Source organism: Desulfovibrio sp. ZJ200 (assembly GCF_011039095.1).
Taxonomy (GTDB): domain Bacteria; phylum Desulfobacterota; class Desulfovibrionia; order Desulfovibrionales; family Desulfovibrionaceae; genus Desulfovibrio.
Window position 1 is genome coordinate 1 of sequence record NZ_JAAKEH010000067.1, and the last position, 11,229, is coordinate 11,229.

Here is an 11,229-nt window from a genome sequence, read left to right on the forward strand (position 1 = left end):
AGCGTGACCGCCGCCTGTCCGCTGCGGATTATCTGATTATGCCCGACTATCCTTTGGATGACATAACTCGTTCCTCAGTTATGGCCTGGCGTCAGGCCCTGCGCGACCTGCCCGCGCAAGCCGGCGCGCCCTGGGATGGCGGCGGAGAGGCAACGCCGTGGCCGGTAAACCCCAGAGGTGTAGAGCAATGACGGATCTGGAACTTCGGCTGAACTGAGCGCGTTGGGAGGCAAATAACCGTGACTGATTACTATCAAGCCGCGCAAAGTCATTGACGCTCTGGCCCTGCTCGTCGCTTCAGCCGTTGCGACGAAGGAAGCTACGGATGAAGACAGCAACTGGTTACTGCGGCAGGCAGTTGCCGCCGGAGCTGTGACAGGAGGTAGAAATGCGCATTGCGCTGCAAAATTTCACAGGCGGCGAAGTGGCCCCCACACTTTCGGCCCGTTACGATCTGGCCCGTTACCGCAATTCCGTGGCCTGCATGGAAAACATGCTGCCCGGCCTGCACGGCGACGTGAGCCGCCGCCCCGGCACGCATTTTCTGGCCGATCTCGGCGGTTACGCCGTGCTGATCCCCTTCAGTTTCAGCGCCGCTGCGGATCAAAATTTTCTTCTTGTCCTCGGGGAAAAAACGCTGCGCATTGCCCATGCCGACGGCCTGGACGACGCCGCGCCGGTCATTGAAACGCCCTACGCCACCAGGGATTTGCTTGAAATTTCCCATGCCCAGGTGGGGGATGTGGTTTACCTGGCCCACCGCGGCCATCCCCTGCACAAAGTGGTGCGCCGCCAGGCTCCTGAGGGCAAAATCGGCAGCTATCTCTGGAGCCTGGAGCCCGTGGCGCTGAACACCGGTCTTCCGGCCCCGGGCGCGCCCACGGTCGCTTTCAACGGCAGTGGCGGCTCATACACTCTGCGCTACAAGGTGGCGGCGGTGGATGAAAAAGGGCGGCAGTCCCTGCCCTCTGCGGCCGGCGAAGGTCCAGACGCGCGTCATCCCTCGGATTGGGTGCAGGGCAACAGCGCGACTATTTCCTGGCAGGCCGTGGAAGGCGCGGCGGAATACAACATATACCGGGAGGAGGCCGGGTACTTCGGCTTCATCGGCATAGCCACGGGCACAAGCTTCAGCGATCAGAATTATCAGGCCGACACCTCCGATACGCCGCGCGAAGACTGGAACCCCTTTGCCAACGGCAACAATCCCGGCGTGGTGGCCTTTCACCAGCAGCGCATGGTGCTGGCCTCCACGCCCGAAGCGCCGCAGGCCTTTTACATGTCCCGGGTGGGGGATTTCGAGAATTTCCGCAAGTCCCGGCCCCTGCAGGACGACGACCCGGTGGAATACCTGATCGCTTCCGGTTCCATTGACGCCATCACCTGGGCAGCCAGCTTCGGGGATCTGCTGCTCGGCACCTCGGGCAGCGAATACAAGGCCGGGGGCGGCGACGGCGCGCCCATCACGCCGAACAACGTAAACATCACGGCCCAGTCCTATTGGGGCAGCGCCGGGCTTACGCCGATCATCATCGGCAATTCCATCCTGCATGTGCAGCGCCACGGCAGCCGGGTGCGTGATCTTTTTTACTCCCTGGAGAGGGACGGCTATGCGGGCAATGACCTTTCCATCCTGGCCCCGCATCTGTTTGAAGGCCACAAGCTCTTGCAATGGGCCTATCAGCAGACGCCGGGCTCCACCATCTGGGTGGTGCGCGACGACGGCCTGCTGCTGGCTTTCACCTATATGAAGGAGCATGACATCTGGGGCTGGTCGCGCCAGATCACGGACGGGCGCGTGCGTTCCGTGGCCGCGCTCTCCGGCGAAGACAGCGATGTGCTCATGCTGGTGGTCGAACGGGAAATCATGGGCCAAAAACGCTTCTTCCTGGAGCGCCTGGCCCCGCAATGGCCGGACCATGCCCCTGTGGAAGATGCCTATTTTGTGGATTGCGGTCGCAGCGTGCGCCGGGAGACGGCTTCCACCCTGGTGGAAGGGCTTGCACATCTGGAAGGCCGCGAGGTTTCGGTGCTGGCCGACGGCAGCCCGGTGGAGGGCTGCATGGTGCGCGACGGCCGTATTGAGCTGCCCTACCCGGCCAAAGTGGTACATACGGGGCTGGGCTTTGTCTCCACGCTCTCTCCCCTGCCTGTGGAAAGCGAAAGCCGGTACGGCTCCACGCTGGGCCGCGGGCGCAGCCACGGGCGCTGCATCCTGCGCCTGCACCGCAGCGTGGGCGGCAAGTACGGGCCAACGCGGGATCAGCTCTATGATCTGCCCTTTTTGCCTCAGCTCTGGGGCGAGGCCGTGACTCCCTTTTCAGGGGATCTGGACTGCTTCCCCGGCGGCGGCCTTGAGAGCGCGGCCACGCTCTGGCTGGTGCAGGACAGACCTTTGCCCTTCCGGCTCATGGCCATGATCCTGGATGTGGATTTCGCGGGAGAGTAAAACGCACTCCACGCCCGGTCGCGTTTGGCGGTTCTCATTCCGTGCCTCGGCAAATGTTTCGGCGCAAGCCTTCTTAGAGCAGATTACCTTTGACTTTTTATAAAAGTCAAAGGTGGCATTCAGGCGAAAAAGGCGGTTTTCGCCTGAATGTACGCCGTGTTGCGGCGGCTGCCGCTTTCGCGTCAGCAGAGCATTTTCAAAGAGAAAATGCTCTGGCAATCCCGCACTACCCTGAAAGGAGGAGAACGGATGCTCACTTTTCAAGCCGAGCCCTTGGCGCGCGTCAAGGAGGAGGCTCCGGCGCTGGCCAGAGCCCATTGGGACGAAGTGGAAGCCTCCATGCACGGCGGGCCGGGCTACAGCCTGAATCTGGCGCAATACGCAAGCCTTGAGCAACTGGACATGCTTGTGCTGGTGGCGGCCCGGCAGGATGACGGGCGGCTTTGCGGCTATGCGGCGTTCACAGTGTTGCCCTGCCCGCACCGGCAGGGCGTCACGCTGGCTGCCCTGGATGGCCTGTATCTGGCCCCGGAAGCGCGCCGGGGCCTGGCGGCCCTTGGCCTGCTGCGCGCGGCTGAAAAAATTCTGATCCAACGGGGAGTCGATCTTGTGCAGTACAGCTCGCCGGATTCGCGCCCCTGCGACGCGCTGTACCGCCGCCTGGGCGCGCGCCGGACGGAAAGCATCTGGCACAGGGAGCTCGGAAGGCAGCAACAGAAGTCATTGATGCAATGACTTCTCACGTCAGGCAAGAGCCTGACGCGGCGGCATACGCGGCACTCTCCCCCTTCGCTGCCGGGAGCACAGGCCGCCATTCTCTCAAAGGAGGTGCGACAGATGGCCATTGCAACGAGCGCCGCCGCGCTCATCAGCGCGGCCGTGGCCCTGGCAGGCACGGCCGCAGGAGTGGCCGGGGCCGCGCAGCAGGCCCGGAATCAGCGTGAACAGGCCGAATATCAATCCAGGCTGGCTGCTCGCAACGCCCAAATCGCCGAGCAAAATGCCCAGGCCGCCGACCAGGAAGCGCGCGCGGCCAAGAAAGAGGGCTATGAAAACGCGGCGCGCAAACGGCAGGAAGCGGCGCGGATCATCGGCGCGCAACGGGCTCAGGCCGCGGCTTCCGGAGCGCAGGCGGACGTGGGCGGCACGCTCGACCGCGTGCTGGATACCGCGGAAAAAGGCGAGCTGGACGCGCTCTCTCTACAGCAACAGGGCACAGACGCGGCTCACAATCAGCAGTTGCGGGCCTGGGGTCTGCGCAATCAGGCCCAAAGCTCGGCCATGGAGGCGCAATACCTGCGCAAAAAGGCCGACACCGATTATCTGGGCCTGACCACCACCCTGCTCAACGGCGCGGGCCGCGCGGGCCGCAACTTCTTCAGCCTGGGCGCGCAGGGCCCGCGGCTGCCGTAGGCGCGGTGACGTTGAAATGCCCTTGCGACGCACAGGGTGCGGCGTGAGAACGTCTTCCAGAGCATTTTCTCTTTGAAAATGCTCTGCTGACGCGAAAGCGGCAGCCGCCGCAACGCGGCGTACATTCAGGCGAAAAACGCGTTTTTCGCCTGAATGCCACCTTTGACTTTTATAAAAAGTCAAAGGTAATCTGCTCTAGGGTCAGCCCTCATGAAAACACCGTCCGCGAAAAGCCGAATTTTTCGGCCAGCAAGGCGCAAGGCAAACATTGGGCGAAGCTGTATTGAACATACCGCAAGGTCAATGTTGACCTTGCAACGCCGCCGGACGGAAAAAGGCGGCTTTGCAGCAGGTGGATTAATGAGGGCTGACCCTAGAGCGTTTTTTGATTGAAAATATCCATTTTCAATCAAAAAATGCTCTAAAAGGCAGGCTGCGCTCAAAAATCAGTCGGCGGCATTGCCGGATTCTGCCGGCCCGGCGTCTGAAGCCGTTTTTTTGAGCGATTTTGCGGCTTGCGCGCGGCAGCGGGCGCACAGGCCGTAGAGATTATGCACATGCCCGCACAGGTTGAAACCGTGTCTTTCCGCCATCTCGTGCTGCAACTTTTCGATGCGGGGATCGTATATTTCCACGATTGCGCCGCAGTGCAGACAGACAAGGTGGTCATGGTGGCTGTCCGGCCGGGCCACTTCATAGCGGGTGATGCCGTCGCTGAAGTGAATTTCCATGCCCAGCCCCGCTTCGCAGAGCAGTTTGAGCGTCCGGTAGACGGTTGTTTGGCCGATGCCGGGATCGCGCTGCAGAATATGCTGGTAAAACTCTTCCAGCGAGTGATGCCCCGGCAACTCAAAAAAAGCCTCGGCAATGACGCGGCGCTGCGAAGTGGTGTTCAAGCCCTTGCGGCTCATGAATTCCAGAAAGTCCGCCAGAGTCGCAGTGTTTTGTGTAGACGCCATACCTGTACCCAACCCCTGATTTCTCTCCGGAGCAGATCAATTTTGAACCGCACAGCGTTTCAAAGTTTCGTTCTGCCGAAAAACGCGGTCATCGTTGCTGTCGCGCCGGCCTGGCGTCCGGCGGCCAGTATCCTGTAACTCTCTACGTTACAGGTACTAGCATGTCTCGCGCACTTCTGCCAAGGGGCTTTGCTGGAGCATTTTCTCTTTGAAAATGTTCTGCTGCCGCGCACAGCGCTTGACAGATGATCCGGCCCCGGATAGAGGGCTGAAGGTCTTTGCCCCCAGGGCAGACGCATCCAGAGCATAGTGCTTTTTAAAACGCCCGCTCCGGCGAGTAACGGCGAAAGTACATTTCGCCCGCTCGTTTGCGGCAGCCTGCCGCGGCAACGCTGCTCTTGCCGGCTGCGCGTTTCTGTGGGGCGGCAGGAAAGACCTCGCGTGCCGGGCGCGGCAAAAGTACAAGGCTCCTAAGGAGTGCATGGTGCGCTTTTCCCCCCTGACGCTGAAAATTATGCTCAACCTGTTTCTGGTCTATGTGTCCTGGGGCTCCACCTATATCGGCTTCAAGTACACGCTGGAAGTGCTCGGGCCGTTTCTGGCCTGCGGCGCGCGCATGGTTCTGGCCGGAGCCCTGCTCTGCGCGGCCATTGCCTGCGCGGGCCGCTGGCAGCGCCCGGACCGCGCCGACTGTCTGCACGCGCTCTGGCTGGGTTTGTTCATGGTGCTGATGGCCAGCGGCTTTCTGGCCAAGGGGCAGGAGAGCGTGACTTCCGGCGTGGCCGCGGTGGTCACCGGCTCCACGCCCATTTCCATGCTGGTGGCCGCCTGGCTGTTCGGGGGCGAGCAACGCCCCTCGGCGATGCAGTGGCTGGGCCTTGCGGGCGGTCTGTGCGGCCTGATCCTGCTGGGCAAGAGCCACGGCGTGAGCGTCGGGCCCGATCAGTCCAGTGCGGGCGGCATCCTCTGGGTCTTTGGGGCCACCCTGGGCTGGGTGGCGGGTTCCCTGCTGACGCGGCGTTTTCCCTTGAGCACCCGGCTGGGCCCCTTGCAATCCTGCGGGCTGCTGCTCTGCGCCGGCGGCCTGGAATGCCTGCTGACAGGCTTTGTCGGCGGCGAAGCGGCCATGACCCGCTGGGAAAACCTGCGGCCGGAGGTACTCCTGGCTTTCCTCTGGATGAGCCTGGGCGGCTCGATCATTGCCTATTCCTGCTACTTCTGGCTGCTGGCGCACGCCTCCATTGCCACGGCTGTATCCTATGAGTATGTGGTACCGGTTATCGGCATTTTTCTGGGCTGGTGGCTGGGCAACGAACAGGTGAGCGGCCGGATGATCCTGGCCTGCTGCCTGACTGTGGGGTCGGTCTTTTTCGTGCTCTGGCACAAGCACAACAAATAGAGGCAGGCCGGGCAGGTCTGTTTTATCCAATAAAGTATTTTGCTTTTGAAAGTATTCAACTTCAAAAGCGGCGCTGCCATCATTTCCCCGCAAGCGGGACAAGCCCCCGCAAGCGGGACAAGCGCCTGAAAAGCGTGGTTTTCAGGCTCATTGCTTCAGCCGTTGCGACGAAGGAAGCTACGGATGGAGACAGCAATGCGTTACCACAAAAAATATGCAACGAAACCGCTGTCGCCATCCGTAAGGCTCGCAGACTCGCCAACGGCTGGCGCAAGCAAGCAAAGCTTGCTAGCGGCTACCGCCGGCGCGGACGTCCGCCCCCGCGACCGCCAGAGCGGTTGCCGTTTTCAACAGCAAACCGCTCTAACGTATGAGAGCAGATTACCTTTGACTTTCATAAAAAGTCAAAGGTAATCTGCTCTAGAGCATTTTCACTTTGAAAATGCTCTGCTGACGCGAAAGCGGCAGCCGCCGCAACGCGGCGTACATTCAGGCGAAAACCGCGTTTTTCGCCTGAATGCCACCTTTGACTTTCATAAAAAGTCAAAGGTAATCTGCTCTAGGGCCTGTTCACGCTTATCAGAAAAAACCTTGTTTTTTCGGAACACTGCCTCGTAATTCTGCCGGGGAAAGGATTTCCGTTGAACTCTTTAAAATAGTTAAGAATGCGCAGGATAGTGCTAACAGGCCCTAGTGTCCGCGCAGCATCTTCACTGAGCAGAATTTGCCGCACATGGCGCAGACTTCCTCGCTTTTGTGATCCTCCCGGCGTTTGGCAAGCTGGGCCGGGTCCAGGGCGGCTTTGGCCATGCCGTCCCAATCCAGAGCCTTGCGGGCGGCGTTCATGGCGGCCTCGCGCGCCACGGCCCGCGGCCTGCCCAGCGCCACTTCGCCCACCTGGGCGGCCACGCGCGAGGCCATCACCCCGGCGCGCACGTCGGCCTCGTCAGGCAGGGTCAAATGCTCGGCCGGGGTCAGGTAGCAGAGAAAATCCACCCCGGCCTCCACGCCCAAAGCGCCGCCGATGGCCCCGGCAATGTGATCGTAGCCGGGCGCGCTGTCGCAGCACAAGGGCCCCAGCACATAGAGCGGGGCATTGCCGGTCAGGCGTTTGATGCCCTGGATCTGGCTGCGCACCTGGTTGAGCGGCACATGGCCGGGCCCCTCGATCATGCATTGCACGCCGCGTGAAAGAGCGTGTCTGGCCAGTTGCCCCAGATTGATCACTTCCTCCCACTGGGCCGCGTCGCCCGCATCCGCGCCCGCGCCCGGCCGCAGCCCGTCGCCCAGGGACAGCGTCACGTTGTAGGGCAGGCAGAGATCCAGCAGGCGATCGAAATATTCCAGCAAGGGATTTTCGCGGTCGTTCTCCAGCATCCAGCGGGCCAGCATGGAGCCGCCCCGCGAAACAATGCCCAGAACGCGATTGTCTTTTACGGCCATTGCAGCGCCGCGGCGGGACAGGCCGCAATGCACGGTGATGAAATCCACGCCCTGGCGGGCCTGCTTTTCAATTTCCGCGAAAAGATCATCGGGCTTCATGCTGCTGATGTCGCGCCCGGCGTCCAGGATCTGCTGGCCCACGGCGTACATGGGCACCGTGCCCAGGGGAGCCGGACAGGCTTTGAGCATGCCCAGGCGGATGGCGTCCAGATCCCCGGCAATGGAAAGATCCATCACCGTGTCCGCCCCGGCTTCCAGGGCGGCCGCGATTTTGCGTTCCTCGGTGGAAGGGCAGTTGCAGAGCGGCGAGGTGCCGATGTTGGCATTGACTTTGACGCGGGCGGGCTGGCCCACCAGCACGGGCTTGAGGCCCGCGTGCGCGGGATTGCCCAGAAAGACCATAGTGCCTGCCTCCAGGGCGTCCCTGATGCGTTCCGGGGCAAGTTCCTCATCCCGGGCCAGGGCGGACAGATGCCGGTCAAGCAGGCCGCGCAGAGCGGTGTTTTGTGCACAGAGCGATGTTGACATGAATGCCTCGCGAGGTTGCGACGCAGGGCGCGAAAAAAAGCCACAAGCTGCGGGAAAAGCGTTGTGGCCGCGGCTTCCCTCCGGCAGTGCGAACTGCGTCAGGTTCAAGGGTCTGGGGTTCATTCCCACTCTCAGCCGCAAGGACGCTTGCAAAGCGCGTCAACGGCTCCCCTAGCTCACAAAAAGCATACCGTGGCCGCGCAAAGCTGTAAAGGAGTTTTGCGCGCGCGTCCTGGCGGCGCAGATCCATAACAAGCCCTGATCCGGCAAGGTTGCGGCGCGCCGGGCCCGGTTTGCGGCATCCGCGTCTTGCAATCCCCCAAGGCCTGGAATACAGAGCTGCAATGCAGCGCAACCGTTTGTTCAGCCCCTTGACCTGGCCCGTATTTTCCTTTCTGGGAGCCATTGCCGCGGGCGCGGTTTTGCTCTGCCTGCCCGTGAGCCACCAGGCAGGCCAAACGCTGAGCGTGACGGACGCCTGCTTTCTTGCCACCTCCGCCGTCTGCGTCACCGGCCTCAGCCCGGTGGACATCACTGCGGTTTTGAGCCCCTTCGGCCTGTGGGTGCTGCTTTTGCTGATCCAGCTGGGCGGCCTGGGCGTCATGACCTATACCAGCATCATCTTTCTGCTCTGGCGTCATCATGTGCCTTTTACCAGCCGGGAGGCCGTGAGCCAGGCGCTGCTGGGCGGGGATTTCAACCTCAGAGCCTTTTTGCGGCAGATCGTGGCGCTGGTGTTCGGCATTGAGGCCAGCACGGCCGTGCTGCTTTTTCTGCACGATCCGGTGTTTTTCCACCCTTTCAGCGCGGTTTTTCACGCCGTGTCCGCCTTCTGCAACGCGGGCTTTGCCCTGAGCCCGGGCAATCTCATGGACTTCAGGGATGACGTGGTGGTCAATCTGGTGATCGCGGGCAGCATCATTCTGGGCGGCATCGGCTTTGGCGTGCTGCGGGAGTTTCTGGGCATTGCCAGCGGCGGACGGCTTGGCGCGCCGGTGCGCCGTTTGAGCCGGTTCAGCCGCCTGGTGGTCAAAACGACCTTCTTTCTGCTGCTTATGGGCACAGTGCTGATTTTCGGCATTGAATTTTACCGGGCGGGCAACGAGCAAAGCGTGGGCGACGGCCTGGATCTTTTGCTCGTCTCCTTTTTCCACGCCGTGTCGGCGCGCACAGCGGGCTTCACTACCGTGGACATGCTTTCCCTGAGCGAGGCCAGCCTGATGGTGCTCATGGCGCTGATGTTTGTGGGCGCGGGCCCCGGCTCCTGCGCGGGCGGCATCAAGGTGGTGACCTTCCGGGTGCTGGCGGGCTATGTGGCCGCGCAGTTCCGGGGCGACACGCAGATCGTGCTTGAAAAACGCGGCGTGCCCAGGGAAAACGTGACCCGCGCCCTGACCCTCTTTTTTCTTTATTCCATGCTGATTGCGGTTTCCGCCTTTCTGCTGAGCATTACGGAAAACGGCATTTTGCACCGCACGGGCCAGGAAGGCATTTCGCTGTTGCAGATTCTTTTTGAAGAGGTTTCAGCCCTGGGCACTGTGGGGCTCTCCGTGAATCTGACCCCGGATTTGAGTCTGGAAGGAAAATGCATTATTATTTTCAGCATGTTCGCCGGTCGCGTGGGCTTGCTGAGCCTGCTCATGGCCGTGCAGAGCCTGCAGTCCAGAAAGGCGTATACGGTTGCCGAGGCGCAACTGCCCATCGGGTAGAGCCCCGCGTCCGTAGAGCATTTTCACTTTGAAAATGCTCTGCTGACGCGAAAGCGGCAGCCGCCGCAACGCGGCGTACATTCAGGCGAAAACCGCGTTTTTCGCCTGAATGCCACCTTTGACTTTCATAAAAAGTCAAAGGTAATCTGCTCTAGAGCCTGCCCGGGCTTGCGGCGTGCCGTTCTTATGCCGTCCGCGCCTCCCGTAACAGCCCGCTGGCGCCCGGAAAAAATTCAGATGCTTCAGAGCGAAGGAGGCGGCATGCCTGAAAAAAAACTGGAAATCGGGGTCATCGGCCTCGGCAAGTTCGGCCTGCGCATGGCCACTACCCTGGTTTCCCTCGGGCATACCGTTGTGGGCATTGATATGTCCGAAACCCGCGTGCAGTTGGCCGAGGAAGCCCTGGACACGGTATACAAGGCCGATGCCACCAATATCAGCGTGCTGCGCTCCCTGCATGTGCAGGATCTGAACTGGGTGGTGATCAGTGTGGGGCAGGGCGTGGAACAGTCCTTGAGCATCACGTTGAACGTCCAGGAACTGCGCGGGCCCAAAATCCTGGTCAAGGCCTCCAATGAGGAGCACCGCAAGATTCTGCAGCGCCTGCGTGTGGATCGCGCGCTGGTGCCGGAAATGGAAGCCGCGGTCATGGCCGCGCACCAGCTCACCTGTCCCGGCATGCTGGATCTGATCCCCAAATACGGCGGCATTGCCATCCGGGAACTGCGCGTGAACCAGTGGGACGGCAAAACCCTGGTGGAACTCAATCTGATGCAGCGTTTCGGCGTCATGGTCATGGGCATCCGCCCGGTGGGCGAGCCTTCCTTTGTCTTTGTGCCCCCGGCGCGCACGGTGCTGCATAAGGGGGATACCCTGGTGGTGGCGGGCCGGGCCGACAATATGGTCGATCTGGACCCCTAGGGCCTGTCATCTGATTTCATGAGCTAAACGCTCTAGGGCCTGTTCACGCTTATCAGAAAAAACCTTGTTTTTTCGGGACACTGCCTCGTAATTCTGCCGGGGAAAGAATTTTCGTTGAACCATTTAAAATAGAGCAATTTGACTTTTATTTTATTTAAAAATCGTTTAGATTGCAGAGATGAAATTTGCATCTGAAGAAATCCGAACCAAGGCTGTTCATGCGTATCTTGATGGAAAAGCAACAGCCAGGCAATTGGCAGATATTTTAGGTTATACCCCGGCTAGCATCTGCAATTGGGTCAGAGCTTACCGTGAAAACCAACGATTATCAGCCAAACCCAATGGCCATCGCCCAAGTTGTTTCTCATGCGAGGAGATTCGGGAATTGCAAGCCCTTCTTGATAAAAA

The 11,229-nt window shown here is 60.9% G+C and carries 11 protein-coding genes and 1 riboswitch; of the genes, 8 read left to right on the top strand and 3 right to left on the bottom strand.

Annotated features, from left to right (window positions below):
- From G7Y52_RS13430 to G7Y52_RS13445, 4 genes are all read left to right on the top strand, one after another.
- Nucleotides 1–191 (top strand): phage tail assembly chaperone (locus G7Y52_RS13430; RefSeq protein ID WP_241159653.1); only part of this gene is annotated, 191 nt, incomplete at its 5' end.
- 197 nt (nucleotides 192–388) lie between these two features.
- Nucleotides 389–2,449, top strand: coding sequence for a hypothetical protein (locus G7Y52_RS13435; RefSeq protein ID WP_165072736.1), 2,061 nt, complete (start codon nucleotides 389–391; stop codon nucleotides 2,447–2,449).
- Between the two features lie 249 nt (nucleotides 2,450–2,698).
- On the top strand, nucleotides 2,699–3,184 hold the full coding sequence (locus G7Y52_RS13440; protein ID WP_165072738.1) for a GNAT family N-acetyltransferase: 486 nt from the start codon (nucleotides 2,699–2,701) through the stop codon (nucleotides 3,182–3,184).
- A 102-nt stretch (nucleotides 3,185–3,286) separates the two neighbouring features.
- Nucleotides 3,287–3,862 (top strand): hypothetical protein, encoded by a 576-nt coding sequence (locus G7Y52_RS13445; protein WP_165072740.1) that lies wholly within the window; start codon nucleotides 3,287–3,289, stop codon nucleotides 3,860–3,862.
- 446 nt (nucleotides 3,863–4,308) lie between these two features.
- Here the strand turns inward: G7Y52_RS13445 and G7Y52_RS13450 are convergent, their stop codons facing one another.
- Entirely contained in the window at nucleotides 4,309–4,821 is a 513-nt protein-coding gene (locus G7Y52_RS13450) for a transcriptional repressor (protein ID WP_165072742.1), read from the bottom strand.
- A 481-nt stretch (nucleotides 4,822–5,302) separates the two neighbouring features.
- On the opposite strand from G7Y52_RS13450, the gene G7Y52_RS13455 reads away from it, so the two are divergent.
- On the top strand, nucleotides 5,303–6,220 hold the full coding sequence (locus G7Y52_RS13455) for an EamA family transporter (protein WP_241159763.1): 918 nt from the start codon (nucleotides 5,303–5,305) through the stop codon (nucleotides 6,218–6,220).
- A gap of 394 nt (nucleotides 6,221–6,614) precedes the next feature.
- Here G7Y52_RS13455 and G7Y52_RS13460 read toward each other — a convergent pair whose 3' ends face one another.
- A complete protein-coding gene (locus G7Y52_RS13460; protein ID WP_165066112.1) occupies nucleotides 6,615–6,767 on the bottom strand; it encodes a hypothetical protein in 153 nt (50 codons plus the stop codon).
- A 143-nt stretch (nucleotides 6,768–6,910) separates the two neighbouring features.
- The gene (gene thiC / locus G7Y52_RS13465; RefSeq protein ID WP_165072744.1) at nucleotides 6,911–8,191 is read right to left on the bottom strand and encodes a phosphomethylpyrimidine synthase ThiC; all 1,281 of its coding nucleotides are present in this window, start codon (nucleotides 8,189–8,191) and stop codon (nucleotides 6,911–6,913) included.
- A 58-nt stretch (nucleotides 8,192–8,249) separates the two neighbouring features.
- A riboswitch (TPP riboswitch) is annotated at nucleotides 8,250–8,374 on the bottom strand.
- A 161-nt stretch (nucleotides 8,375–8,535) separates the two neighbouring features.
- Between thiC and G7Y52_RS13470 the strand changes: the two genes are divergently transcribed.
- The 3 genes from G7Y52_RS13470 to G7Y52_RS13480 all read left to right on the top strand — a co-directional run.
- Complete coding sequence (locus tag G7Y52_RS13470) at nucleotides 8,536–9,900, top strand: potassium transporter TrkG (RefSeq protein ID WP_165072746.1); 1,365 nt, start codon at nucleotides 8,536–8,538, stop codon at nucleotides 9,898–9,900.
- 261 nt (nucleotides 9,901–10,161) lie between these two features.
- Nucleotides 10,162–10,821: a TrkA family potassium uptake protein gene (locus G7Y52_RS13475; protein WP_165072748.1), complete on the top strand. Its 660-nt coding sequence runs from the start codon at nucleotides 10,162–10,164 to the stop codon at nucleotides 10,819–10,821.
- Between the two features lie 178 nt (nucleotides 10,822–10,999).
- Nucleotides 11,000–11,229 (top strand): helix-turn-helix domain-containing protein (locus tag G7Y52_RS13480; RefSeq protein WP_165065509.1); only part of this gene is annotated, 230 nt, incomplete at its 3' end.

Bases quoted from the DNA above. Each gene is read 5' to 3' on its own strand.
- G7Y52_RS13440 (WP_165072738.1), top strand. From the start codon at position 2,699: ATGCTCACTTTTCAAGCCGAGCCCTTGGCGCGCGTCAAGGAGGAGGCT.
- G7Y52_RS13435 (WP_165072736.1), top strand. From the start codon at position 389: ATGCGCATTGCGCTGCAAAATTTCACAGGCGGCGAAGTGGCCCCCACA.
- G7Y52_RS13445 (WP_165072740.1), top strand. From the start codon at position 3,287: ATGGCCATTGCAACGAGCGCCGCCGCGCTCATCAGCGCGGCCGTGGCC.
- G7Y52_RS13455 (WP_241159763.1), top strand. From the start codon at position 5,303: ATGGTGCGCTTTTCCCCCCTGACGCTGAAAATTATGCTCAACCTGTTT.
- G7Y52_RS13450 (WP_165072742.1), bottom strand. From the start codon at position 4,821: ATGGCGTCTACACAAAACACTGCGACTCTGGCGGACTTTCTGGAATTC.
- thiC (WP_165072744.1), bottom strand. From the start codon at position 8,191: ATGTCAACATCGCTCTGTGCACAAAACACCGCTCTGCGCGGCCTGCTT.
- G7Y52_RS13470 (WP_165072746.1), top strand. From the start codon at position 8,536: ATGCAGCGCAACCGTTTGTTCAGCCCCTTGACCTGGCCCGTATTTTCC.
- G7Y52_RS13475 (WP_165072748.1), top strand. From the start codon at position 10,162: ATGCCTGAAAAAAAACTGGAAATCGGGGTCATCGGCCTCGGCAAGTTC.